Below are 24,957 nucleotides of genomic sequence, written 5' to 3'. Positions count from 1 at the left end.
AAGCCTTTTTGCTTCTGCCCTTTGGCTTCGTCAGCCGTTCATAGGGAGCCACTGCATTGCGGGGGTTCTTCCCGTTGTTCGCCCAAAGCGTTCCCGCTCTTTTGCAAGTGGCGTGGAAACCCCCAAGAGCAAGCCGACTCACCCTCTAGCTTGAAACAGCAGTTCTTGAGCAGGGGAAGCAGGGGGAGAAAGATACTTTCATTCTTGACGATGAAACTTGTTTCATTGGGACTGCCTTGGAGCCTTCTACTTACAACAATTGGAGTACATAAAACGATGACTATACCGTATATAGGTGAAATTCGTATGTTCGGGGGAAATTTTGCACCTACAGGTTGGGCGCTCTGTAATGGGCAGTTACTCGCGATTTCAGAAAACGATCAGCTATTTGCTTTGATTGGTACAACTTATGGCGGAGATGGACAGACAAACTTTGCATTGCCTGATTTACGGGGTCGAGCGCCCATCCATCAAGGGACGGGGACTGGATTATCTCCCCGCATTATTGGGCAGTCAATTGGAGCGGAAGCTGTAACTCTGACCACAGATCAACTGCCACAACATAATCATTCCTTGACAGCCAACACTGATTCTAATCCAGGAGTCATTACTGCCACAGATAAAAGCCCAGCTGATAATGTGCCAGCTACCGGTACTGTTGAGATGTATGCCCGACCAAGCGATCCATTGGTATCTATGAGTCCAAATGCGATCGCCCCCTTTGTCGGTGGTAGCCAACCCCACTACAATATACAACCCTATCTAGCAATCAATTTCATCATTTCACTGCAAGGTCTTTACCCATCTCCAAATTGACCTCCATAGAATAGTTGCTGAGGGCATATAGATGATTGATTTTAGCTTGCTCAACTGCCGTGCCGTCTCTGGTGAAGATGAGAATTTTCTGTTTGAGTTATATGCCAGCACTCGTGCAGAAGAATTAGATGCTTGGGGTTGGAACCAGTCCCAGCGAGAAGCTTTTTTACAAATGCAATTTAAGGCTCAACGCTGGTCTTATCAGAGAAATTTTCCCCAGGCAGAACATCAGATAGTAGAGTACTGCGATCGCCCCATTGGTAGCATTCTAGTAAATAGAAGGCCAACAGAAATTCTTTTAGTGGCGATCGCACTGCTACCGAAATATCGAAATCAGGGAATCGGAACTCGCTTAATTCAAACTCTATTAGATGAAGCCACACAAAACCATCAGCTTGTCAGGCTACAAGTAATTTGGCACAATCGGGCCTTCCATCTATATGAGCGCTTGGGATTCTATAAAACAAGCCATACGACTAGCCATATACAGATGGAATGGCAGTTGTCAAAAGCCTCGTCGTTTACTATTTCACACAAGTAAATATCATCAAGGAGCTTATTATATGAATAATTTCATAGGTGAAATTCGTATGTTTGCTGGTGATTTTGCTCCTCGTGGTTGGGCATTTTGTAATGGACAATTGTTACCCATCCAACAAAATCCAGCCCTATTTTCTCTATTGGGTATTACTTATGGCGGAAATGGCACAACCAATTTTGCACTACCCAACTTACAGGGACAGATTCCTATTCACGCCGGACAGGGGCCGGGACTTAGCTCCTATGTGCTTGGTCAGTCAGGCGGAATAACAGCCTTTTCCTTATTGACGAGCGAGATTCCATCTCACACCCATACCCTACAAGCAACTGGTGGTGGTGCTGATAGAGGCGACCCCACAGAAGCTATGTTCGCCAGTGCCCGCACTGAAGTTTACGGCCCGCAGGTCAGTTCCCCAGCGAAAATGCACCCCGCAGCTTTGACACAAACAGGCGAAAATCAACCACACAACAATTTGCAACCTTATCTAGTTGTGAATTTCATTATTGCTTTGCAAGGTGTTTACCCATCAATAGGCTAAGGTGAGACCGACTATACAATCTTTCAATGGCTGTTTCCTTAAGAATCTTTGATCACTATTGACCAAACAAATTTACATCAAAGGAAGATGACTGATGAGTGAGCCTTTTCTTGGTGAAATCAGAATGACTTCGTTTAATTTTGCCCCTCGAGGTTGGGCACTATGTAATGGGCAGCTGTTGCTCATTGACCAAAATCAAGCTTTGTTTTCTTTATTAGGAAACATCTATGGCGGAGATGGTACGACTAACTTTGGATTACCTGACTTACGGGGACGAGTACCGATGCATTTTTTGGATACTAGTTTTCCCTTAGCTGGGTATGGTGGTGAAGAACAACACACCTTATTAGCTAGTGAAATACCCGCCCATACCCATACGCTGTTTGCCAATCCAAATCCTGCCATTAATACAGAACCAGGAGAGCAATTTTTAGCAATAGCAACAGATAATGCCTATGCTACGAATCCTAATAATTCTGTAATGGCTACTCAATCAGTGGCTAATGGTGGCGGTAGTCAACCCCATGAAAATATGCAGCCATCATTGGTCATCAACTTTATGATTGCTCTACAGGGTGTGTTCCCTTCTGAAAATTAGCACACCAAATTAATTAAACTCTTGTAGCATGGGCATCTTGCCTGTCCTATTTACGTAGGTGGGTACAGATATTTGAACTCATACCAATTCAAAAAATGTTTGCGACAGATACCCTTTCCCAACCCTTCCATTGGCAAGTGGAGGGTTGGGGAGGGGTCTTGTCTATGTGTCGCATTCTTTTTTCAAATTGGTATTAGAATTTGGTTTTGGAAAAGCTTAACGAGGGTAGCATTTGGGTTGTACCTTTATGGCAAAATAAATAGTTATTCACTAACTGCATTTCAACATGCTAATTGAGTCTCAATTAAAAAGTAAATGACTGATTGAAATATTGGCACAAGGCTGAATAAATTAATTGCAATAACATATTTTTAACCTCATAAAAATAATTAATTTCTCATCTTTTTTTAATATAGACGATAAATAAAAAATGATTTTGATTAACAAAATACCTCCTCTAGCATATTTAGAAGCTAATAAAGTCGATAAAATCTCATATTTTTCTAATCAATATAGGGAATAAATTAAAAAATATTTAAATACCGTTTGTTGGATTGTAATTGATAAGGAAGTGTAGTATATTATCATTTAAAATCAATAAACTAGGTATTCAAATCATAGGCTAAACAAATCTAAAAATCCCTTGATTAGGAGGTTAAATTCAGGCATAAAACCCAAGAAACCCTTTAGTTTCCATTTGCCAAACCCAAGCTCAAAATAGGTCAAAGCAAGCTAAACGTAGCCTTTCACTCTAGAATGTCTTGCAAATATCAAATATTTTCTGGTTTCCGAACAGCAATACATCTTAAATAAATGAAACAAATAAAGTGCTTGCTTTATGTTTATCAAAGCTTGAAAGCCTCACTGATTTTTTGAAGCTAAAGTTAGTATCTATGGTTAGAGGTTGTTTGAAAAGTCTCAATTAATACCAGCCTGAGCGATTAGAAATCGCGGCTATACAGACAAAACCTTTGATTTTTCATGCTTTTCGCGCAGGCAGACGAAAGCCTGTGGAGTAGCGAATTATATTCGCACAAAACTTTTCAAACATCTTCTTATAATGGTCGCTAATTAAAACTATTTATTATTAGTAAAGTGCAGCAAAAATCAAGCTAATATTCAAATTTCATAAAAAGTTGAACTCATCAGGTTTTGAAGTTTTGACTTTTTATTTGCGACTTCTTTGCATGAGTACTAATGCATTTAATACACCCTTACCTGGAAGAATAATTCTATGGCACTTGTTCCTTTTTCCAATCAAATTTTAGTTAATAATGCCAACACAACGACACAGCAGACTCCTGCGATCGCCATTGATAGCGATGGTGACTATGTGGTGATTTGGGAGAGTGTTGCACAAGACGATCCAGCACAGACAATTAGAACTGGGTTATTCGGTCAACGCTTCACGTTTTCTGGGGCAAAAGTTGGTAGTGAGTTTCAGGTGAACACTGTTACCAACGACAACCAAGGACAACCCGCTGTCGTCTACGATCCACTGAGTGGGTTTACCGTTGTCTGGGATAGCTTTGGGCAAGATGGCGCCAGTTATGGTGTCTATTCCAAGCGTTATAACAGTGCAGGTGTAGCTCAAACCGGAGATACTCTAGTCAACACAACTACCACAGGGGCGCAGCGAGATCCAGTAATTGCCAGAGATGGAGATGGTAATTATGTTGTGGTATGGAGAGGCAATGGAGCTGGTGGCGATTCTAGCGGCATTTATTTTCAACGGTTTAATGCCGCTGGTACTGCATTGGGTGGTGAGACATTAGTCAATACAGCCAGTACAGATTTAGAAACCCAGCCTGCTGTGGCGATGAATCCTAGCGGAGCATTTGTAGTTGCTTATACCGTCAGCACTGGTTTGGATTCTGAAGTTTTTGTCCGCCTCTACAACAGTTCTGGAGTAGTAGTTAGTAATCCCATCCAAGTTAACGTCACTACAACCTCAGCGCAGAATTCGCCAGTTGTAGCGATCGATAATAATGGGAATTTCGTAGTGGTTTGGGAAAGTAGCCAGACTTCAGGAACAGGTATTGACCTCTACGGACGCAGATTTAGTAGCACAGGTGCCCCTTTGAGTGGTGAGTTTTTGATTAGTACGGTGACAGCTGGCAACCAATCAAATGCAGCGATCGCTTTAGATGCCAATGGTAACTTTACAGTAGCTTGGCAGTCTGTTGGTCAAGATGGTAGTGGCAGCGGAATCTATGCTCGTCAGTTCAGTAGTACAGGTGCTGCTCTGGGTGCAGAATTCCTAGTCAATCAAACAACCACAGGCGAACAGGTTGAACCTGCGATCGCCATGCAAAGTAATGGCGACTTTGCGATCGCCTGGCGCGATCAGTCCTCTGGTAACGGTGATATCTACACTCGTAGTTATATCTTTAACGATCCACCAACAGGTCTGACTCTAACTCCGAATAATATCAACGAGAATGTTCCGGGAAATACCACGGTTGGCAACTTCAGCACCACAGACCCCGACAGTGGCAATACTTTCACCTATACCCTAGTTGCCGGAACAGGTTCCACCGATAACGCTGCTTTTAGCATCGTCGGCAACCAGTTGCAAATCAATAATTCACCTGATTTTGAAACTAAGAATTCTTACAGCGTTAGAGTACGTACCACCGACCAGGGAGGACTAAGTTTTGAAAGTCCCTTCACTATCACCATCAACAATGTCAACGAAACACCAACAGCCTTAGCCTTAAGTGCTACCAGCATCGACGAAAATGTGGCTGCTAACTCTGTAGTCGGCAACTTCAGCACCACAGACCCCGACACTGGCAACACCTTTACCTACACCTTAGTTACCGGAACTGGTTCCACCGATAATGCTGCTTTCAGCATCGTCGGCAACCAGTTGCAAATCAATAATTCACCTGATTTTGAAACCAAGAATTCTTACAGCGTTAGAGTACGTACCACCGACCAGGGAGGACTAAGTTTTGAAAAATCCTTCACTATAACTGTCAACGATCTTGCTGAAAACGCCGCACCAACAGCCTTAGCCTTAAGTGCTACCAGCATCGACGAAAATGTGGCTGCTAACTCTGTAGTGGGCAACTTCAGCACCACAGACCCCGACACTGGCAACACCTTTACCTACACCTTAGTTACCGGAACTGGTTCCACCGATAATGCTGCTTTCAGCATCGTCGGCAACCAGTTGCAAATTAATAATTCACCTGATTTTGAAACCAAGAGTTCTTACAGCGTCCGAGTACGCACCACTGACCAGGGAGGACTAAGTTTTGAAAAATCCTTCACTATAACTGTCAACGATCTTGCTGAACAAAACATCATTAATGGTACGGCTAATTCGGATATCTTACGAGGAACCGCTAAAGACGATATCATCACAGGTTTCGGGAAAGCAGATGTTATTATAACGGGTGCTGGTCGGGACTCAATTGTATACACTAGCCTTAATGATCGCATTGACCTCATCAGCGACTTTTCAATTGGCAATGACAAAATTGTGTTGACAAGCTTATTAGATAGCATAGTTCCTGGTGGTTATAACGGAACCAATGCGATCAGTGATGGTTATGTGCGAGTGCGATCGCTTTTGGGTAGCGCTAATCTCGTCTTTAGCCTTGATATTGACGCAGATGGACTAGGGAATAGTAAAACCTTCCAAACCTTGGCTACGATTACAGGTTCCGGTTTAACACAATCTGGATTGAGTAATCCCAGTAATTTCGTGTTTTAGGACATGTTTTCAAACTATATCCAAACAAGGATAGAAGCTAGAATCAGTATGGTGAGGTTAATTATAGCGATTTTCGTTTGAATTAGGCATACGGTAGGGTAGCACAGCTAGCTGTACTACCCTACGAATTATTTGTACTGCACGCAATTGCAAAGCACTATATGTACTTCCATTGATACAGGAAAAAACAAAATCCACCTTGATATCAAATTATCAGGTGGACTTGTTAATTGTTTTTTAGTGGATCCGAGCAGAGTCGAACTGCTGTCCAAATTGGGTATTGACCCCCCGCTCATTCACAGGTTTAGCCTATCTGACCCTCAAGGCGGGAATCGTTCATTATCCCGAACGTAGGATGCTTTGGTTTAATCTTAGCCAGCAAGCCAACCAGAGAACGCTTGCTAGAGCATCCGTTGGGGTTTGTCCCTAGCCCTTAACGGAGTCGGACTAAAGACGCTCGAACCTGTAAGAGGTGTTTTAGGCTGCTACTAGAGCTTCCCGACGAGCAAATTTTACGATGTTATTCGCATTTACTTTTGTTTTGAGCCTTTGATTTCCGAGAGATGACTCGCTCTCGACCTGAATCACAGAGCAGCGTTCGCCAACCTGTCGAAACCGTGACGGACCCATGCGCTATACATATATTATAGTTTTCTGTTAAGCAAATGTGTCACAAGATGACAAAGAAATATTTAATTATCATTAACCAAGCTTAAATGTCATGAGTCAAACTACAAGCAAAGTTCGCTGGACAATTCAAGATGTTGCAGCATTGCCTGATAACGAATGGATTCGTTATGAGATTCTCGATGGAGAATTGTTTGCAGTGCGATCGCCCCACCATAAACATCAACACGCGATCGGATGTATCTTTTTAACAAGCTCATTGAGGAAACAATCCGACTACCGTTTGAGGGAATTGGAAAGCCAGAAGCCCTGAGGGAGAACCTAGCTGGGTTTTGGTCGCGGCGAATTGATGATACAAATCGCTTAGTTTATGCGGCGGATGATGAATATTTAACGATTATTGCTTGTAGATACCACTATTATGATTGACAAATCATTCTCAAAAGCAAAAATAGCTAATCGCTAGCTTTAAATCTACCAGCAATTAGCTATTTGTAATGGCTAAACAAGTGGTTATTCCCTAAGTTAGGGCTTCGGCACCACCCACAACTTCAAGCAGTTCTTGGGTAATTGCCGCTTGTCGCGCTTTGTTGTAAGACAGGGTGAGGGTGTTAATTAATTCACCAGCATTCTCACTGGCATTACTCATGGCTGTCATCCTAGCTGCTAGTTCACTAGCTGCTGATTCTTGCAGCGCCCGCAATAGCTGGTTACTCAGATATAGAGGCAACAATGAATCGAGAATCTGTAGCGGATCTTGCTCGAAAATCATGTCAGGAGCTAATGCCCGCACTTGCTGAGTCACTTTCTCCCGTTCGACTTCAAATTTACCGCCACGCGTTGTCAAGCGGAAAATTTCGTCATCGCCTGCTTCTAGACCTTGCGGATCTAAAGGTAGCAGAGTTTGTATCACAGGACGGGAGCTAACCAAGGAAAGGAATCTAGTATAGACTAATTCAACGCGGTCTACTTCTTCCGAAAGGAACAAGGAAAGTAGTTGGTCGGCAATTTGAGTGGCCTCCGCTGCGGTGGGAATTTGCTCTAAGCCGCTGTAGGTGGCATCAATCGGTTGATTGCGGCGTTGAAAGTACTGTGTAGCTTTACGTCCGACAATCACAAATTGATAGTCTACACCTTCTGCCTTGAGTTCCTTGGCGCGGTTTTCTGCACGACGGATAACGTTGGTATTGTAACCACCGCATAGACCCCGATCGCCAGATACAACCAAAAGCGCTACGGACTTAACTTCGCGTTTTCTCAGCAGTGGCAAGTTTGCTTCTTCAAACCGCAGACGGGCTTGCAAACCATACAATACCTGTGCTAAGCGATCGGCAAAGGGGCGAGTTGCTAGTACTTGTTCTTGTGCCCGACGCACCCTCGCCGCTGCAACTAGGCGCATGGCTTCTGTAATTTTTTTGGTGTTTTTGACCGACTGAATGCGATCGCGTATTGCTTTAAGATTAGCCATGTTCCGATTTTAGATTTTAGATTTTAGATTTTAGATTTGGAATTTCGGATTTTAGATTTAATCCAAAATCCAAAATCCGTCTTGAAAAGCTTCTCTCGGAGGAGATCTCCGCCCAAACTTTTCGCAAAATCCAAAATTGTTACGCTGTTGCTTTGAAGGTCTTTTTGTATTCGGTGAGTGCTTCCTTCAAGGCAGCTTCTTCTGTGTCACCTAATGCTTTGGAGGCTTGTACTCCTTGTACGTACTGGGTTTTACCAGTTTTTAAGTACTCCCGTAGACCTTGGGTAAAGACAGTGACTTTATCTACTGGTATATCGTCTAAGTAACCGTTAATACCGGCATAGAGGATTGCTACTTGCTCGTATACCGACAGAGGAGCGTTTTGGGGTTGCTTGAGCAATTCCCGCAAGCGTTGACCCCGTGCTAATTGGTCTTGGGTGGCTTTATCTAAGTCAGAAGCAAATTGCGCGAAGGCTTGCAGGTCGTCAAATTGCGCTAGTTCCAGTTTAATCTTACCGGCAACTTTTTTCATTGCCTTGGTTTGAGCCGCAGAACCTACGCGGGATACAGAAATACCAGGGTTTACAGCGGGGCGGATACCAGCATTGAACAAGTCAGAAGACAGGAAGATCTGACCGTCGGTAATGGAAATTACGTTGGTAGGAATGTATGCTGAAACGTCACCAGCTTGGGTTTCGATGATTGGTAGGGCGGTCATGCTGCCTTTACCTAATTCATCGCTGAGCTTAGCTGCTCGTTCTAACAAGCGGGAGTGAATGTAAAATACATCACCAGGGTAAGCTTCCCGTCCGGGTGGACGACGCAGCAACAGGGACATTTGCCGATAAGCTTGGGCTTGCTTGGAGAGGTCATCATAAACTACCAAGGTTGCTTTGCCTTTGTACATGAAGTACTCAGCGATGGTTGCGCCTGTGTAGGGAGCCAAGAATTGCAGGGTTGCTGGGTCACTAGCGTTGGCGGCCACGACCACGGTGTAATCCATTGCGCCCTTTTCTTGCAATGTTTGTACCACGTTAGCGACGGTGGAAGCTTTTTGACCGATGGCAATGTAGACACAGATTACATCTTCTTCTTTTTGGTTGATGATTGTGTCAATAGCGATCGCAGTTTTACCGGTTTGGCGGTCACCGATAATCAATTCCCGCTGACCGCGACCGATGGGAATCATGGAGTCGATAGCTGTGATACCCGTTTGCATGGGTTCGTGTACAGACCGACGGGCAATGATACCGGGTGCTGGAGATTCAATCAAACGGCTTTCTGAGGTTTTGATGTCTCCTTTCCCGTCAATAGGACGACCCAAAGCATCTACAACTCGTCCAATTAAGGCTTCTCCTACGGGTACCTGGGCAATTCTACCAGTAGCAGTTACAGAGCTACCTTCTTGAATTTCCAGACCTTCGCCCATGAGTACCGCGCCGACGTTGTCTTCTTCTAAGTTTTGGGCGATACCAACTGTACCATCTTCAAATTCCAAAAGTTCCCCAGCCATAGCCTTTTCCAGACCATAGATCCGGGCAATACCGTCACCAACTTGTAGGACGGTACCGACGTTAGCAACTTTGACTTCTTGGTCGTATTGCTCGATTTGTTGTTGGATAATGCTGCTGATTTCGTCTGGTCTAATTGATATGCTCATGTGTCTATCTTGTTTGCTTTCGAGACTGAATTCAGTGCTGAGCGATGAGGGACTAACTTTGCCAATTTTAGATTTTTAATTTTGGATTCAGGAAAAAATCTCAAATCTCAAATCTAAAATCCAAAATTCATTTCTAGCCACTAGTTAAGCGCAATGAAAGGCGGCGCAGCTGACCCCGGATACTGGCGTCAATTACTTGGGAGCCGACTTTAATAATCACACCACCAATTAATTCGCCGTCTACTTTGGTTTCCAGTTCGACTTGACGAGCATTAGTGATGGCAATCACTTTTTCTCTAATTGCTTGCTGTTGAGCTTCTGTGAGGGGAACGGCTGAAGTTACTTCCGCTAATACGGTTTGGTTCAGCTGCCGCAACAGCGCCAGATATTGCTTTAAAATCGGTTCCAAGAAGGCAATGCGCCGCTTATCTACCAGTACCAGCAAGAAATTGCGTAAGTAGGGATTAGCGCCTTCACCGACTACTTGTCTGATGAGAGATTTTTTGTTCTCAGGCTGAATAAATGGGTTGCCCAAGAAGTTTTGTAGCTCTTTGTTTGTTGAGAGCAGACCTACGAGAGTACGCGCATCTTCTCCGAACTCTTCTGTCAAATTTTTCGATTGCGCTATTGACAAAAGTGCCTGTGCATACGGTTGGGCTACTTCGACTGTCGCTACTTGACTTGTCATACTGTGCCTCCCAATTGTGCGATGCTGCGGTCAATTAAACTTTGTTGAGCATCGTCAGCAATTCCGCCTTTGAGTTGCGACTCGACTCTTTGTAATGCTAGTGTAGCTACCCTCTGTCGCAGTTGGGCGATCGCCCGATCTTGTTCGGTGTTTAAGTCCGCTGCTGCTGTTTGTTTCAAGCGTTCTACGTCTTGTGCCGCCTTCGCCAATAAAGCTTCTTTCGCTTTTTGGGCGTTTTCTTCAGCAGCTTTGCGGATGCGTTGTGCCTCTGCTTGAGCTTCGGTTAACTGCTTTTGTGCTTGGGATAGGGCAACCTTGGCCTCTTTTAAGCGCCCTTCTGCTTCCTGAATGGCGGTGGCAATATTGGATTGTCGCTCGTTCAGGATATTGCTTAAAACTTTACGTCCGAAGTAGAATAATATGCCAACCAGAATCGCTAGATTGATTAGATTGGTTTCTAATATGTCTAAATTTAGACCGAAACCACCTTCTGCTGCGCCTTCTGCCAATTCAGAGCCAACAGCGTTCGCTTCTGCGGCAAGTAATAAGAATGTGCCCATGATACCCATCTACAAGTGCGCTGCTTGCTGTACGTTCGTGTTTTCCCGTAAGGGAAACTAGGTTAATAAATCCCGTAAGGGAATTAGCTAAATAAATCCCGTAAGGGAATTAGGTAAATAAATCCTGAAGGGAAATCAAGTATCTTTCATTCCGAAGGAAAAAAGTGCCTTTTTTTGACACTTAATTTAGCGCTCTGGAACTAGTGTCCAGCTGCGCCTATGCTGACACAGGATTAATCCTGTAAGCTTATCTAACTACGGGTTGTCCCAATAGTTTTTCTAGAATTTGTCTGCTTAGACCATCAACTTGTTGCTCTAAGGTACGCAAAGCTTCCTGCTTTTGTTGTTCTATTTCAATAGCAGCTTGTTCTCGTTGAGACTGAGCTTCTTTTTGCGCCTCAGCGATTTTTTCGGCAGTAATTTTCTTAGCTTCTACTTGAGCTGCTTCTACAATAGCTTGCGATTGTCTGCGAGCATCTGCGAGCTGCTGCTCATATTCTGCGGCTAACCGCTCAGCTTTCGATAAGCTCTCCTTTGCTTCAAGGGTATTCGTTCGGATATAGTTATCGCGATCGTCTAATACCTTAGTGAGTGGCTTATAGAAAATTACATTCAACAAAGCTGCCAATAACAGGAACTGCAATGCCATGAAGGGCAAGGTAGCATCGAAATCAAACATTTCTCTCCTCTTTGGCTGGAGTAGCAGTTTTCATGGCTAGCAAAATCATCCAACCTTTGATATTTTAGAGACCGATAGCCAACAAGGGTCAAGGGGTTTTGGATTTTAGATTTGCGCTTTTAGATTAACACCAACCCAAGGACAATTTGCTCTGGGTATTTTAGATTAGTGATTTGGGATTTCTTCTATCTCCAATCTTCGGTATATTGCCCAAAACTGTTAATAATCCAAAATCCAAAATCTAAAATCTAAAATTGCTTGACTAAACGCCCAAAATCTTTAGAAGGTAGAGGCGTGATAATTCACGTCTCCACAATCTCAGAAATTTCTAGGTTTTATGCGAATGGGTTAGCAAATAGCAACACCAAAGCAATAACTAGACCGTAGATTGTCAAGGATTCCATGAAAGCCAGGGTTAACAGTAGAGTACCCCGAATTTTTCCTTCTGCTTCAGGTTGACGAGCGATACCTTCTACTGCTTGACCAGCAGCGTTTCCTTGACCAATACCAGGGCCAATTGCAGCTAAACCGATGGCCAAAGCAGCAGCTAGAACTGAAGCAGCAGAAATTAAAGGATCGATACCAGTGCCGGCGGCTGCAAGAACGTAAGAAGCAGAAATTAATGAACCCATGTTGATTTACCTTACCTTGAGTACAAAACGAACAATTTTTGTGTTGAGATTTGAGATTGGAGATTTGGAATTACATCCAAAATTAAGCATCCAAAATCTAACATTACATCAACTGAGGGACTCTAATGTGCCTCCTCATGCTCTTCTCCACCATGTCCCTCCATTGCCTCATGAATGTAGGCTCCGGCTAGGGTAGCAAAAACTAGGGCTTGAATGGCGCTAGTAAACAAACCCAGAGCCATTACAGGCAGAGGTATGAATAGAGGAACTAGCAGAACCAGCACCGCTACTACCAATTCGTCCGCCAATATGTTGCCGAATAGACGGAAGCTTAGGGAGAGGGGCTTGGTAAAATCTTCGAGAATTGCGATCGGCAATAAAACAGGTGTTGGCTCTATGTATTTCTTGAAGTAGCCCAAACCCCGCTTGCTAAAACCCGCGTAAAAGTACGCCAATGAGGTCAGCAATGCCAATGCAACAGTCGTATTGATGTCATTGGTGGGAGCTGCCAATTCACCCGAAGGTAGCTTGATGAGCTTCCAGGGAATTAGCGCACCTGACCAGTTCGATACGAAAATAAACAAGAACAAAGTACCAATAAATGGCACCCAAGGGCGGTACTCTTTCTCACCAAGTTGGTTTTTTGCCAAATCTCGAATAAATTCCAGGGCATATTCCATCAAGTTTTGGATACCCTTGGGAATTCTTTGAGCATTGCGAGTAGCAGCTAGTGAAGCCACTACTAAAATGCTAATCACAAACCACGAGGTCAGAAAAACTTGCCCATGAATTTTAAGATTGCCCAACTGCCAGTAGAAATGATGACCTACTTCTAATTCGGCTAGGGGAAAAGAATTAAAGGCGTTTAAGACACTAAGCATTTGCATTCTTCAAGCATTTTCCCCAACGAGCGAGGATTGGGAGTATTGTCTTTAGTGAGCCTGATTTTTAAGAATCAGGAATGAACGCAGTTTGCACCATGTAGACGAGGAGCGTCCCTTTGTAGGTTAAAAATCCCAAAAATATGGGCAAAATCTTTAGCTCATGCCATTGAGTTGCCAATACAAACACCCCAATAAACACAGCAAAACGAGTTTTGCTCAAACGGGCTTTCTCACTACCGAGTTGCTCAACATCTTTAGCCAGCATTTTTAAGTAAACCACACCTGTACACGCTCCAATCAAATAATTGAGAGCAATGTTTAAGGAATAAAAAATCCACACAGAGATAAAAATAATCCCCGTCATGACAAGTGTGATTACCAATAACTTCTGGTAAAGTTGATAGAACTCTCCCATAGTGTTATCTGATTCTGCGTTTTCAGAATCAGTTTTAGCATCTTGTCGTGTCGTCGGAGTGGGTGCAATTGGTTCTTCTGACAAGCTCACAGGACTCGAAAGTAGTACAGCTAAATAGGATGACTGCACATTCAGTCAGCTGAATCATATCACGATCCGGTAACAATACTTTAGAAAAAAACAATTAACTTCTTACCAGTGTGAAAAACTAAACAAAGTGACGCTCTGTTGTATTAATAGAGCGTTTGATGAGCTATTATCAGAAAATCTGGCAATAATTAAGAATTAATGCCTAAATAATTCCCAATTTTTGCAAACTTTGGCTTTTTTAGTGAACGATCGCCCTCCAAGGTTTTTGTCTAATCAGCATCTTGGTGTTGAAACTAAGTCGGTGTTGAGGAGTACAGACGCCGACTGCAAAGCAGAATTTGTAGAGTAGCGCCTTGTAGTTAGACATTTCACCATTGCTGAATTCCAAAAAATTCCAAGTTTTTCGGATGTGTAACACCCAGTTTTTGGGGCACTTTTCTAATCTACAACAGATTAGCGAAAAGTCGTGATGGGCGATCGCCCATCACGAAAAGTATAAATTTCAATGGGATGAAGCTGGTGTTAATAAAATCAGCTGTTGTTGGATAAGTTTTCTAACGTCATCTAATTCCAATTCCACACCTGCCAAAATCTCTGCCACTGTAGAATTAGCATCACACCTTTGCATAAATTCAAACTCTGGAACTGACAATTTTACAATCTGATAATCGTAATTAAAGAAAGATTGGCTGGGAAATCCCTCAATACAAGGATTCAGTTCGGGAATTGCTGCCAATAGGGCGTTATCGTCTGACCAGTCGGCTTTAACCAGGGGAGGACGACCGAGGAAAAACTCGTAATGGCTAACTTCTGGATCTAGTAATTCTATCAGCCGATAACGTTGGCGATCGCTCAATCCTTGTGCCCGTTCTATCAAGTCTGGCGCTTTACCCAAAAGTCTTTCTAAATGCCAAAAACTCGGATTCGAGAAACCAATAAACTCCAATCCCGAAGCGTCGATTAATTCAAACAGCGTCTCAATGTTGTAGTCAATTTCCTGGGGATGAACATACATATCAGCAAAGTGTTCGTCCTTGTGGTTTTCTAATGACCAACGCTGTTTTTCATACTTGACAATTCGATTATTTTCTGGTAACGAATTAAATATATTTCGTCCGACTTGAACACCATCGCGATAGTCACCTTTTTTGTCACCTTGAAGAAGTGCGATCGCTTTTTGCATGAGTTGAATTTCCCAGCGTCCCAATTCCCCGTAGACAAAGATGTGCATTAAGCCACCTGGGGCTAATTTTTTCGCCAAGGCTTGAATACCACCAATTGGGTCGGCAGTATGGTGCAAAACGCCAACGCAGTTAATTAAATCAAACTCACCCGGTAACTGTTCCGCATCAAACAAGCTGAGGTGACGAAACTCAACGCGGTCAGCTCCAGAACGCTGACAACGCTCTTTTGCTACATCCAAAGCACCGCTACTGAGGTCAATTCCCACAACAGTAGCCTGAGGATTGAGGTGAACCAAGTACTCCGTACTTACTCCGGTACCGCAACCAGCATCCAAAATGCGGACATCTTGCTTTTGGGGTTTTTGACCCGTGCAAAAGTTATACGCGGCTAGCCAATTCCAGCGCCAATTATACCCTGGAGGTGGTTCGTCCAACAAAGCTTCTGGCGGAAAGGGGTAGGTATTGTAGAGTTTGGCAACAGCAGCACTAACAGTTTGGGAATCGGACATGATGAGGAATAACGCAGCAGTTTTGAGTTTAGCGAATATTTGATAGCCGCAGGCAAGAAGTTTTAAGTAGTCAGACAGAATCAATTACACGATGTCATCGCGAATAGAGCGAGGCGAAACGAAGCAATCCCAGCCTTTGCGATTGCTTCTCTTAGCTCGCAAGTGACTGTAAATATTTTTGTCCATATACTTACCATCCGTTTTCAGGAAGTTGAGTTAAACTGGTTTGTTGTATAAATTTTACATTTGACATTAACAAATGTTTGCTCATCAAATCTCACCAATAATGAATAAACACATGCAGAGAATCTTCTTCGGTAGCCCTGGAACCGGCAAAAGCCACAGAATTGTTTACGAAATTATTCCTAATTACTTAGGTATACTTGAATCCACTAATCCTGAAAACATTATCAAAACAGTTTTCCACCCAGAATATACCTACGGAGATTTTATGGGTAAATTAGTACCGATAACTAGAAAAGAAAGGGTAGAGTATAAATACTATGAAGGGCACTTTTTAAAAGCACTATCCAGAGCTTATAAAAATATAGTTGATGCCCATGACAAAAATGGAGTTCAAATTTCTGAACCCAAAAATGTGGCTTTAGTTATAGATGAAATTAACCGGGGTAATTCATCTGGCATCTTTGGAACAGTTTTTCAATTATTAGATAGAGATGAAAACGGCTGGTCAAGTTATGGAATTAATATAACAGAACTTGAATTTAGAAGTCTTTTAGAGTTAATGAAAGTTGAACTATACGAAAAGGATGGAAAAATAGAAAAATATGAATTGCATCCTTTTAATGCTGTCACACTCAAAAATTTTGAAGAAAAAATCAAATTTCTAAGAATTGATTTAGAAAGTAGGACTATTAGGATTCCTCCAAACTTGTCTATCCTTGCTACTATGAACACTTCTGATAACTCCATTTATTTCATGGACAGTGCCTTTAAGCGTCGTTGGGATTGGGAGTTTGTAAACTGGGATAATAGCAAGCCTGCTAAAGCTACATATGGAAAAGAAGGAGAGTTAGACGAACATGAATGGATAAAATTAATTACAAATCTTAACAACTTTATCAAAAGTTATCATACTTTAATTAGGGGAATTGAAGACAAGCAAATTGGGTATTACTTCATCAAACAGCCTGTAACTGCTGAACAAATACAAAATAAACTAATGTTCTTCTTGTGGGATAGCGTTTTTCATCGTGATAAAGAACCACTCATAAAGCTTCTAAATGTTACAAAAAACAATCTCGTAACTTTTGGAGATTTTATTAAACTACATAATATTCTCATTACTAATATCATGAACCTTAGTAAATAATTGTAGTTTGAAAGTCTAAAATTGAAATATTAAATTTTATCTTGTACACATAATGTTTGACTTTTCTCGCCTAAATTTAGTCAGAAATTCTAACGAGTTTTTTATTGGTATTCGCAAGTCTCAATTTGGAGATAATTTTGATTTTTGTCTTCCAAATGGTTTTGATAATTTTCCAGTCGGTGACTTCGATGCAGTACGAAATTTGTTTTTTAAAATGTATCGCACCTTTCGCAAATTTGAACGAGAAAATTTAAACACTAATCGATTCAATATAAATAAACCTGATTTTCAGCAAGATCAAGATCAGACTACTCTTTCATCTGGTGGGGTAAAAATACAAACAGAGGAAGGAGATAGTTGTATACTATACAGTAAGATTAAAATGATTGAGCGAGTTCTGGAAGCCTACGATGACTTAGCAATAAACTCAATTCAAAAGAAAGTTAGACATAGTGAAGAAATCGACTATTCTAAAATTGACAAATATTTAGATCGTGCTATTTATCTAAATGACGATGTAATCTATGTTGAATGGATGGATTTACCACGTTCGATGGTACGCTATGAAAGCACTGACCTTGTAAATCTGTATTGCTATATTCTAGATGAGATTATAGAACAGTTAAATAGTGATGTACCAGATAACATTAAAGTACGTACTCAAGATATACACTTTCTTGCCCAACATTTTAAGGAGGATTATTTAACTAGCAACCAATCTATTTTTGGCGAGGATACCTTTGAAGAGACTATTAGCGTTCTTAAAGAAGCGCTAGATAATATAGATAAAAATACTTATTATAAGGATGGTGACTATTGGGGACTTTACGAAGCTATTGAAACATTCCTCTATGGGGAGTTAAATCCCGATCAAGGTGATGGTGAATTCTGGGGAGTGCATGGTTTTTCCCTTATTTGGGAAGATATGTGCAATACATATTTTTTTAAAGAACACCGTGACAAAATTTGTTATGCAGATACGGATATACCTCTGAAAGGATATGAGAACTTAGAAAGAGAAGGAGAAGAGAAAAATCGAGTCGGAAACCGCAAAGCCAATACCGGAAATCTATATGGTAATCAATGGGTTTACTCCAAAACCTCAAACATATCCAAAAATTTAGGTAAAGTTGTAGAAAAGCTTGAATGGGATGAACTGCTTTGCATCGAATTTGATTTAAATGAGCGAACATTTGTCTACTCGCACCCTAGATATAATCAGCTTGAAAAACGAGATAGAAGTTCAGCTTTACGCCGTTTTCTACGTCCTGATTTAATTCTAGAAAGCAATAATATAACAGGAGATAATAATGTAGATGAAAATAAAATTAAAATAATTGATTACAAAGATGTACCGCTAGAATTTTATAGAAATAAAAAACTCGATCCAAAATCAGCCAAGAAATATAAAGATGATTTAGTTAAGCAACTTACATATGAATATGCTCTACAACAAACACATAATATTTCTGCAAACTTATTTTTTATTCCTTATTACTATGATGGAAGGCCATCTCATCTTTTGGGAGAATTGGAAGAAGATATAAATATAAAAGGTATAAAAATATTTAGGGCGAATTTTTCTTTTATACAAAATATTTACTTAGAAAATAATTTATGAACTCTGACTTAAATATAATTAAAAATTGCTCAGAAAATACAGCTATTAAAAGTATTTATGTACCTTTTATATCATTTCCTAAAGAAGAGCAAAAAATAGCTATAGAAAATTACATATCTCAGCAAGTAGATGATTTTTTTAAAAAAATCTCTCCATGTATTAATAAAGCTCAATTATCTTATTCACAAATGATTACAGACAAAGATTTTAATAAAATTGAAATAAGCTATTTTTATGAGAATTTTTTCAATGATTTGGAACGCGAACCTGATAATAAATTAAAATTAAAAATTAAATGGAGCATCACTTTTGATGAAAGATGCACTCCCATTAAGCTAGCATATCTTTCTCCCGATTATCGTGGTCATGAACCTAAACCTAAATCACTGTCTTATAACGATATCAAAGGCCGTCAACATCGCAAATACGGTACTATAGAAATTAATGGGTTTCCAATATTTTATTATATTTACTTTACACTTCAAGAAATATTAGATGTTGTTAAAGAAATACGCACATTTTGAAATTACGTCTAAATAAGGCTTTATTAAAGAATTGATTGAGAAATGGAGAATAGATTTATCTTACAAAGAACTAAAGAATACAGAAATTAAATGATTTACGACCAATCAGAGTTTAATTTACGCTGCGAGTGGGGCGCACAAGGAGTTTTTCAACTTGCTTCTATCAGCGATGTAGTGGTAATAGTTGATGTTCTCTCTTTTTCTACTTGTGTAGAAATTGCCACGAACAATGGTGCGATTATTTTTCCCTACGCATATAAAGACGAATCAGTTATAGATTATGCAAAGTCACTACAAGCAGAATTGGCGAGTCATAGACAACGTTGGACAACAACTGGATATTCTCTTTCTCCAAAGTCACTAGAAGAGATTCCACTCGGAACTAGGTTAGTTTTGCCTTCACCTAATGGTTCTTTTCTGACATTACATACTGGAAAGACACCAACTTTGGCTGGCTGTTTGCGAAATTGCCAAGCTGTAGCCCAGTATGCTCAAAAGTATGGTGATAAAATTGCTGTGATTCCTGCTGGTGAGAGATGGAAAGATGATGGTAGCCTCCGACCTGCATTTGAAGATTTGATTGGTGCTGGGGCAATTCTTAGCTATTTACGTGGCAGTTTATCCCCAGAAGCCGAAGCAGCTATAGCAGCATTTAAAGCTTTCCAGCAGGATTTAGTAGGATATTTGAAAAAATGCAGTTCTGGTAAAGAGTTGATAGAAAAAGGTTTTGAACCAGATGTTGAACTGGCGGCTGCTTTTAATGTTAGTGATTGCGTACCTTTATTGACTGATAATGCTTATATAAATTCCAGGTTACAGAGTTAATTAAACGTCACATTCATTAGTTTGACAATATTTTGCACTATCTATGTTTTGTTGCAAGTTATTCAAGAGAATGATTTGAAATCCTGAGATACTAGGCGCATCAGCTGTAGCCTCAAAATCAGAAGCGGTGTAAGCAAACTTTTGCCCGCGATAAAAGTGTTCGTGACTAATTTTAGTGACGTAGCGAGAATTCTTGAAGTCATTAGCAATATTAGAACCATAAATGTCTTGAAGCAATTTCACTGCTTTGACATTTTTCTTGGTGAATTGGAGCTTGGAGTCACCATTTACAGATATACTCTCTTGAGTAACTATCTTTTGAGGAACAGTCACATAAAAACTCAAGTTACCCTTAGTACCGTAATAACTTAGAGTTTCGTGACCATATTTTAGGGTTGGTAGCTGAGGTTTCGTTTTTAGCCAGTTCAAGACAGTGTTAATATTTTGTCCTGGTAAGGCATTAGCGGGAGCAACGGTAAATGTTATTGCTAAGGTTGACAAAGCAGCAAAGTGCAACAAGTTAAATTTATTACTTTTGTTCATAAATATTTTTTTACTACGACAGTTTTAATCTAAAGATATAAATCCATATGAGACGTTGCATTGCAACGTCTCTACACGGTCAAAGGTCACATTGATTGGTTTGACAATATTTTGCATTGTCGATAAATTCTTGTAAGTTGCTCGCAGGAATTATCTGCAATGACGACCCACCTTGCACCTCAGCAGTGATGTAAGCAAATTTTTGCCCGCGATAATAGAGGTCGCGACCAACTTTGATAACGTAGCGAGACTTCTGGAAGTCATTCGCAATCTGAGAATTATAAATATTTTGTAACAATTTAACTGCATTGGCATTTTTTGTGGTGAATTTGAGGCGATCGCTACCACTAACAGTGATTCCTTCTTTGGTTACTGTCCCATTTTCAGCAGTAACATCGGCGTAAAAGTACAGTTTTCCCTTTGTACCGTCATAACCGTGGGCTTCGCTGTTGTATCTCAATGTGGGTAGTTGAGGTCTCGTTTTTGCCCACTTGACAACGGTGTTGATATTTTGACCTGGAAGCGCGTTTGCAGGAGTGACAGCGAGTATAAGTGCTATGGCAGACGTAGTAATACTGAACAAACAGTTAAATTTAAAACTTTTAGACATAAGTATTATATCAACGAAGAATCCTGATAGCTAAAGCTGAATTATTAGAAATTGCAGACTTATTTCCAGAACGGCGTTATTTATGAATATTCAGTTAACAGTAGCAAAAACAACTTAGCACTGACTAATAACCACTGTCCACTGATGTTACTCTAAGCTAGATACTAAACTGTTACACATTTAGGGCTGCTTATTCGTGATTAGCCATAGGGCAAAGGACAAATAGTTGTTTCACTTAGTTACAAAACTTAATTTTGTCTCAGACAAACAAGAGGATCTATTTGGGATTTGATGCATTAAAGCTACATATTCTACATACTTCTTAATAAACCCGACTTGAGAACCCAAAACGTTTTAATCTAAAAGCTAACTGGGTTAATTTACTGGCAGTTTTGCAGGCAGTACTCTTAGGCTCATAAGCATAGACGCACCAATGTGTCAAGCCTCAAAGCGACCCAGACTTAACACATAAATGATTATGATGGGAGTTTTACAAATCCGATGAGTGTTAAGGCAAGTGGTGGAAGCTCAGTTGCGCGTCCGCAACTATATCAAACCCTAGCTGTAGCTACAATTACCCAAGCGGAGCAGCAAGACCGCTTTTTGGGTACTGGTGAACTAAATGAACTGGCAAGCTATTTTGCATCTGGTGCAAAGCGTCTAGAAATTGCCCAGACGCTCACGGAAAATTCTGAGATCATCGTATCTCGAGCTGCCAACCGGATTTTTGTCGGTGGTTCGCCAATGGCTTTTTTAGAAAAGCCCAGAGAACCTGAACTAGTAACTGCTGGTGCTGCTAGTGGTGATGTTCAACAAGGGATGCAACTGGGAACAATAACCTACGTTGAAAGTCGTGGTGGATTCCTAGAAAATTTACGCTCAATCTTTAACTCATCCCCCAGCGGCCCAACACCTCCAGGTTTTAGACCAATTAACATTGCTCGTTATGGCCCGAGCAACATGGCCAAGAGCTTGCGGGATTTATCCTGGTTCTTACGCTATGCTACTTATGCGATCGTTGCTGGCGACCCCAACATCATCGCAGTCAATACACGCGGTTTACGGGAAATAATTGAAAATGCCTGCTCTGGTGAAGCGACAATAGTGGCTTTGCAAGAAATTAAAGCCGGGTCACTTTCCTTTTTCCGTAAAGATCCTGAGGCTACAGAAATTGTGTCTCAGTACATGGATGTTTTGCTTACAGAATTCAAAGGAGCCACACCTTCTAATAAACTGCGCCAACGTCCTTCTAGCGACCAACAAGGCTTGCAACTGCCACAAATTTATTTTAATGCGGCAGAACGGCGTCCCAAGTTTGTGATGAAACCTGGGTTGTCAGCTACCGAAAAAAATGAGGTAGTCAAAGCAGCCTATCGGCAAATCTTTGAGCGCGACATTACCCGTGCTTACAGCTTGTCTATTTCTGACTTAGAATCCAAAGTGAAAAATGGCGACATCTCCATGAAGGAGTTTGTTCGCCGTTTAGCTAAATCTCCTCTTTACCAAAAACAGTTTTACCAGCCTTTTATTAACAGCCGAGTCATCGAACTAGCTTTCCGTCACATTTTGGGACGGGGACCAAGTAGCCGCGAAGAAGTACAAAAATATTTCTCGATTATTTCTAACGGTGGCCTAGCTGCCTTAGTGGATGCCTTAGTAGATTCTGCGGAATACGGCGATTATTTTGGTGAAGAGACAGTACCCTACCTCCGGGGTCTGGGTCAAGAAGCCCAAGAATGTCGCAACTGGGGGCCGCAACAAGATCTGTTTAACTACAGTGCGCCTTTCCGCAAGATACCTCAGTTCATTACTACATTCGCGGCTTACGAGCAACCGCTACCAGATCAACATCCTTACGGTTCTGGTAACGACCCCTTAGAAATTCAGTTTGGGGCGATTTTCCCGAAAGAAACCCGTAACCCCAGCACCAGTCCGGCTCCTTTTGGCAAGGATACCAAGCGCATCCTGATTCACCAAGGGCCAGGGATTAATAACCAAAATAGCAATCCTTTGGCACGGGGTGAAGCTCCTGGTAGCCTTGGACCCAAGGTGTTCAAGTTAGATCAATTGCCTGGAACTATTGGTAAAAAGGCTCCTAAAGGTTCTAGCATCAGATTTTCCGAAAGCTCTACCCAAGCAGTGATTAGAGCTGCTTACCTACAAGTTTTCGGTCGTGATGTTTACGAAGGTCAGCGGCAAAAGGTATTGGAAATCAAGCTGGAAAACGGTGACATTTCCGTCCGGGAGTTTGTCCGTGCTTTGGCCAAATCAGATGTATTCCGCAATTTGTACTGGTCATCGCTGTATGTTTGTAAAGCGATCGAGTACATTCACCGTCGTTTGTTGGGTCGTCCAACCTACGGTCGTCAAGAAATCAACAAGTACTTTGATATCGCCGCTAAGCAGGGCTTTTACGCGGTGGTTGACGCCATCATTAACAGCGTAGAATACAGCGAAGCATTTGGTGAAGATACAGTTCCTTACGAACGATATCTGACTCCTGCTGGTGTATCAGGGCGGCAACTGCGCGTTGGTACTATTCGTGAAGATATTACCCCGAAAGTCCAGAAGGAAGAAACACCGAGCTTTGTGACACTGGGTACTGTTAGTGAAAAACGGACAGAACCAGATATTCAGTTCCGCATTAACCAAGGTGTTAGCAAACAGCGCGAACAAACCAAAATCTTCAAGTTGGTGGCGAATACCGGTGACAAAGTTGCAGTGAAAACTTTGATTAGCGCTGCCTATCGTCAGATTTTTGAACGCGATATTGCACCCTACATTGCCAAAAATGAATTTTCTGCATGGGAAAGCAAGCTGGGTAACGGCGAAATCAGTGTGAAAGAATTTATTGAAGGTTTGGGTTACTCAAATCTCTACCTGAAAGAATTCTACACACCGTACCCCAACACCAAAGTAATTGAGTTGGGAACCAAACACTTCCTCGGACGTGCGCCACTAGACCAAGCAGAAATCCGCAAATATAACCAAATTTTAGCTACTCAAGGTATTCGTGCCTTTATCGCTGCTTTGGTCAATAGTGTGGAATATAACGAGGTCTTCGGTGAAGATACTGTACCTTACCGTCGCTTCCCGACCCTACCAGCGGCAAACTTCCCGAATACCGAGAAGCTTTACAACCAGCTAACCAAGCAAAATGACGACGTAGTTGTACCGAGCTTTAAGCCCGTGCAACCCCGTCCCGGATCTAGCGATACGCCGCTTTTAGCCCAGGCGATCGCAGATATCACAAGCCAAAAGGCGAGCCAGCCCTCCTATGCAGAACTGGGTCGTTCTTACAGCAATGGTAGCGGGCAAACCGTAGAACTGGGCGTGCGTAAACATGCACGTATTTACCGTTTGACAGAAAGTACGAGCTTAGCAGAAAGACAACAGGCAGTTAACGCCATTTACTCTCAAGTATTGGATATCCATAGCGGTAAAGTGCCCGATAATTTCCGCTTGAGTGACCTAGATAGCAAACTCCAGAATGGTGAAATTTCTGTCCGCGAGTTTGTGCGCCAACTGGCTAGTTCCGAAATCTATCGCCAGCGCTTCTTTTTACCTTATCCCCGCGCCAAGGTGATTGAGTTCCTCTTCCGTCATCTATTGGGACGCGCACCCGCGACTCAAGAAGAAATTCGCCAGTACAACAAACTGCTAGATGATAGCGGTTTGTCAGCGGCTGTAGAAGCAATAGTCGAAAGCCTAGAATATAGCCGCTACTTTGGTGAAGATGTTGTGCCTTACAACCGCTTTCCATCGGTGCCAGCAGGTAACTACCTTGGCAGCGTGCAGGCGGCTGAATAGGGAGTAAGGAATGGGGGCTGGTGACTGGGGACTAGGAAGACAAGGAGACAGAGGGACAACTTAACAAAAGCCTTCCCT

General features: G+C 41.8%; 22 protein-coding genes, 1 other RNA gene and 1 pseudogene. 12 read left to right on the top strand and 12 right to left on the bottom strand.

The features are described 5' to 3' along the window. The first annotated feature begins 276 nt into the window (after positions 1–276). The 5 genes from H6H03_RS19590 to H6H03_RS19570 all read left to right on the top strand — a co-directional run bounded on the left by H6H03_RS19590 (position 277) and on the right by H6H03_RS19570 (position 6,217). Positions 277–816 carry a phage tail protein gene (locus H6H03_RS19590; RefSeq protein WP_190956753.1) on the top strand — a complete coding sequence of 180 codons (540 nt, stop codon included), beginning with the start codon at positions 277–279 and terminating at the stop codon, positions 814–816. Positions 817–847: 31 nt separating this feature from the next. Next, positions 848–1,357: a GNAT family N-acetyltransferase gene (locus H6H03_RS19585; protein ID WP_190956752.1), complete on the top strand. Its 510-nt coding sequence runs from the start codon at positions 848–850 to the stop codon at positions 1,355–1,357. Positions 1,358–1,379: 22 nt separating this feature from the next. Next, complete coding sequence (locus tag H6H03_RS19580; protein WP_190956751.1) at positions 1,380–1,895, top strand: phage tail protein; 516 nt, start codon at positions 1,380–1,382, stop codon at positions 1,893–1,895. A gap of 94 nt (positions 1,896–1,989) precedes the next feature. Beyond that, entirely contained in the window at positions 1,990–2,493 is a 504-nt protein-coding gene (locus tag H6H03_RS19575; RefSeq protein WP_190956750.1) for a phage tail protein, read from the top strand. A 1,234-nt stretch (positions 2,494–3,727) separates the two neighbouring features. After that, entirely contained in the window at positions 3,728–6,217 is a 2,490-nt protein-coding gene (locus H6H03_RS19570) for a hypothetical protein (RefSeq protein ID WP_190956749.1), read from the top strand. A 238-nt stretch (positions 6,218–6,455) separates the two neighbouring features. Here H6H03_RS19570 and ssrA read toward each other — a convergent pair. Beyond that, positions 6,456–6,845: a transfer-messenger RNA gene (gene ssrA, locus H6H03_RS19565) on the bottom strand. 93 nt (positions 6,846–6,938) lie between these two features. Here ssrA and H6H03_RS40410 point away from each other — a divergent pair. Beyond that, complete coding sequence (locus H6H03_RS40410) at positions 6,939–7,157, top strand: Uma2 family endonuclease (RefSeq protein ID WP_242057925.1); 219 nt, start codon at positions 6,939–6,941, stop codon at positions 7,155–7,157. After that, positions 7,082–7,273 (top strand): Txe/YoeB family addiction module toxin, encoded by a 192-nt coding sequence (locus tag H6H03_RS19555; protein ID WP_190956748.1) that lies wholly within the window; start codon positions 7,082–7,084, stop codon positions 7,271–7,273. The genes H6H03_RS40410 and H6H03_RS19555 overlap by 76 nt, the downstream gene beginning before the upstream one ends. Before the next feature lie 91 nt (positions 7,274–7,364). Here H6H03_RS19555 and H6H03_RS19550 read toward each other — a convergent pair whose 3' ends face one another. The 9 genes from H6H03_RS19550 to H6H03_RS19510 form a co-directional block, all read right to left on the bottom strand. After that, positions 7,365–8,312, bottom strand: coding sequence for a F0F1 ATP synthase subunit gamma (locus H6H03_RS19550; protein ID WP_190956747.1), 948 nt, complete (start codon positions 8,310–8,312; stop codon positions 7,365–7,367). Between the two features lie 139 nt (positions 8,313–8,451). Continuing rightward, positions 8,452–9,972 carry a F0F1 ATP synthase subunit alpha gene (gene atpA, locus H6H03_RS19545; protein WP_190956746.1) on the bottom strand — a complete coding sequence of 507 codons (1,521 nt, stop codon included), beginning with the start codon at positions 9,970–9,972 and terminating at the stop codon, positions 8,452–8,454. A gap of 133 nt (positions 9,973–10,105) precedes the next feature. Continuing rightward, the gene (gene atpH, locus H6H03_RS19540; protein WP_190956745.1) at positions 10,106–10,660 is read right to left on the bottom strand and encodes an ATP synthase F1 subunit delta; all 555 of its coding nucleotides are present in this window, start codon (positions 10,658–10,660) and stop codon (positions 10,106–10,108) included. Then, a complete protein-coding gene (locus tag H6H03_RS19535; RefSeq protein ID WP_190956744.1) occupies positions 10,657–11,229 on the bottom strand; it encodes a F0F1 ATP synthase subunit B in 573 nt (190 codons plus the stop codon). Before H6H03_RS19535 ends, atpH begins: the two co-directional genes overlap by 4 nt. Positions 11,230–11,467: 238 nt before the next feature. Beyond that, a complete protein-coding gene (locus H6H03_RS19530; protein ID WP_190956743.1) occupies positions 11,468–11,899 on the bottom strand; it encodes a F0F1 ATP synthase subunit B' in 432 nt (143 codons plus the stop codon). Between the two features lie 335 nt (positions 11,900–12,234). After that, positions 12,235–12,480 carry an ATP synthase F0 subunit C gene (atpE, locus tag H6H03_RS19525; protein WP_009457001.1) on the bottom strand — a complete coding sequence of 82 codons (246 nt, stop codon included), beginning with the start codon at positions 12,478–12,480 and terminating at the stop codon, positions 12,235–12,237. 173 nt (positions 12,481–12,653) lie between these two features. Beyond that, positions 12,654–13,418, bottom strand: a complete 765-nt coding sequence (gene atpB / locus H6H03_RS19520) for a F0F1 ATP synthase subunit A (protein WP_190956742.1) — start codon at positions 13,416–13,418, stop codon at positions 12,654–12,656. A 61-nt stretch (positions 13,419–13,479) separates the two neighbouring features. Next, positions 13,480–13,920 carry an ATP synthase subunit I gene (locus H6H03_RS19515; RefSeq protein ID WP_190956772.1) on the bottom strand — a complete coding sequence of 147 codons (441 nt, stop codon included), beginning with the start codon at positions 13,918–13,920 and terminating at the stop codon, positions 13,480–13,482. 502 nt (positions 13,921–14,422) lie between these two features. Beyond that, complete coding sequence (locus H6H03_RS19510; protein WP_190956771.1) at positions 14,423–15,613, bottom strand: class I SAM-dependent methyltransferase; 1,191 nt, start codon at positions 15,611–15,613, stop codon at positions 14,423–14,425. A 259-nt stretch (positions 15,614–15,872) separates the two neighbouring features. On the opposite strand from H6H03_RS19510, the gene H6H03_RS19505 reads away from it, so the two are divergent. The 4 genes from H6H03_RS19505 (at position 15,873) to H6H03_RS19490 (ending at position 19,916) form a co-directional block, all read left to right on the top strand. Beyond that, the gene (locus H6H03_RS19505) at positions 15,873–16,946 is read left to right on the top strand and encodes a restriction endonuclease (protein ID WP_242057920.1); all 1,074 of its coding nucleotides are present in this window, start codon (positions 15,873–15,875) and stop codon (positions 16,944–16,946) included. 52 nt (positions 16,947–16,998) lie between these two features. Next, positions 16,999–18,567, top strand: coding sequence for an LlaJI family restriction endonuclease (locus tag H6H03_RS19500; protein ID WP_190956741.1), 1,569 nt, complete (start codon positions 16,999–17,001; stop codon positions 18,565–18,567). Beyond that, positions 18,564–19,091, top strand: coding sequence for a hypothetical protein (locus H6H03_RS19495; RefSeq protein ID WP_190956740.1), 528 nt, complete (start codon positions 18,564–18,566; stop codon positions 19,089–19,091). Before H6H03_RS19500 ends, H6H03_RS19495 begins: the two co-directional genes overlap by 4 nt. Before the next feature lie 90 nt (positions 19,092–19,181). Then, positions 19,182–19,916, top strand: a complete 735-nt coding sequence (locus H6H03_RS19490; RefSeq protein ID WP_190956739.1) for a 2-phosphosulfolactate phosphatase — start codon at positions 19,182–19,184, stop codon at positions 19,914–19,916. Here H6H03_RS19490 and H6H03_RS19485 read toward each other — a convergent pair whose 3' ends face one another. Together H6H03_RS19485 and H6H03_RS19480 are read right to left on the bottom strand one after the other, a co-directional pair. Next, positions 19,917–20,459: a hypothetical protein gene (locus tag H6H03_RS19485; RefSeq protein WP_190956738.1), complete on the bottom strand. Its 543-nt coding sequence runs from the start codon at positions 20,457–20,459 to the stop codon at positions 19,917–19,919. A gap of 79 nt (positions 20,460–20,538) precedes the next feature. Then, positions 20,539–21,069, bottom strand: coding sequence for a hypothetical protein (locus tag H6H03_RS19480; protein WP_190956737.1), 531 nt, complete (start codon positions 21,067–21,069; stop codon positions 20,539–20,541). 501 nt (positions 21,070–21,570) lie between these two features. Between H6H03_RS19480 and H6H03_RS19475 the strand changes: the two are divergent. After that, a pseudogene (locus H6H03_RS19475) lies at positions 21,571–24,873 on the top strand (phycobilisome rod-core linker polypeptide); the annotation flags it as partial. Positions 24,874–24,957 lie beyond the last annotated feature (84 nt).

Origin of the sequence: Nostoc paludosum FACHB-159, assembly GCF_014698835.1 — a bacterium.
Classification (GTDB): domain Bacteria; phylum Cyanobacteriota; class Cyanobacteriia; order Cyanobacteriales; family Nostocaceae; genus Nostoc; species Nostoc paludosum.
Note: the sequence above shows the minus strand (reverse complement) of the source record. Positions and strands in the feature narration are given on the sequence as shown.

Bases quoted from the DNA above. Each gene is read 5' to 3' on its own strand.
- H6H03_RS19590 (WP_190956753.1), top strand. From the start codon at position 277: ATGACTATACCGTATATAGGTGAAATTCGTATGTTCGGGGGAAATTTT.
- H6H03_RS19585 (WP_190956752.1), top strand. From the start codon at position 848: ATGATTGATTTTAGCTTGCTCAACTGCCGTGCCGTCTCTGGTGAAGAT.
- H6H03_RS19580 (WP_190956751.1), top strand. From the start codon at position 1,380: ATGAATAATTTCATAGGTGAAATTCGTATGTTTGCTGGTGATTTTGCT.
- H6H03_RS19575 (WP_190956750.1), top strand. From the start codon at position 1,990: ATGAGTGAGCCTTTTCTTGGTGAAATCAGAATGACTTCGTTTAATTTT.
- H6H03_RS19570 (WP_190956749.1), top strand. From the start codon at position 3,728: ATGGCACTTGTTCCTTTTTCCAATCAAATTTTAGTTAATAATGCCAAC.
- H6H03_RS40410 (WP_242057925.1), top strand. From the start codon at position 6,939: ATGAGTCAAACTACAAGCAAAGTTCGCTGGACAATTCAAGATGTTGCA.
- H6H03_RS19555 (WP_190956748.1), top strand. From the start codon at position 7,082: ATGTATCTTTTTAACAAGCTCATTGAGGAAACAATCCGACTACCGTTT.
- H6H03_RS19550 (WP_190956747.1), bottom strand. From the start codon at position 8,312: ATGGCTAATCTTAAAGCAATACGCGATCGCATTCAGTCGGTCAAAAAC.
- atpA (WP_190956746.1), bottom strand. From the start codon at position 9,972: ATGAGCATATCAATTAGACCAGACGAAATCAGCAGCATTATCCAACAA.
- atpH (WP_190956745.1), bottom strand. From the start codon at position 10,660: ATGACAAGTCAAGTAGCGACAGTCGAAGTAGCCCAACCGTATGCACAG.
- H6H03_RS19535 (WP_190956744.1), bottom strand. From the start codon at position 11,229: ATGGGTATCATGGGCACATTCTTATTACTTGCCGCAGAAGCGAACGCT.
- H6H03_RS19530 (WP_190956743.1), bottom strand. From the start codon at position 11,899: ATGTTTGATTTCGATGCTACCTTGCCCTTCATGGCATTGCAGTTCCTG.
- atpB (WP_190956742.1), bottom strand. From the start codon at position 13,418: ATGCAAATGCTTAGTGTCTTAAACGCCTTTAATTCTTTTCCCCTAGCC.
- H6H03_RS19510 (WP_190956771.1), bottom strand. From the start codon at position 15,613: ATGTCCGATTCCCAAACTGTTAGTGCTGCTGTTGCCAAACTCTACAAT.
- H6H03_RS19505 (WP_242057920.1), top strand. From the start codon at position 15,873: ATGTTTGCTCATCAAATCTCACCAATAATGAATAAACACATGCAGAGA.
- H6H03_RS19500 (WP_190956741.1), top strand. From the start codon at position 16,999: ATGTTTGACTTTTCTCGCCTAAATTTAGTCAGAAATTCTAACGAGTTT.
- H6H03_RS19495 (WP_190956740.1), top strand. From the start codon at position 18,564: ATGAACTCTGACTTAAATATAATTAAAAATTGCTCAGAAAATACAGCT.
- H6H03_RS19490 (WP_190956739.1), top strand. From the start codon at position 19,182: ATGATTTACGACCAATCAGAGTTTAATTTACGCTGCGAGTGGGGCGCA.
- H6H03_RS19485 (WP_190956738.1), bottom strand. From the start codon at position 20,459: ATGAACAAAAGTAATAAATTTAACTTGTTGCACTTTGCTGCTTTGTCA.
- H6H03_RS19480 (WP_190956737.1), bottom strand. From the start codon at position 21,069: ATGTCTAAAAGTTTTAAATTTAACTGTTTGTTCAGTATTACTACGTCT.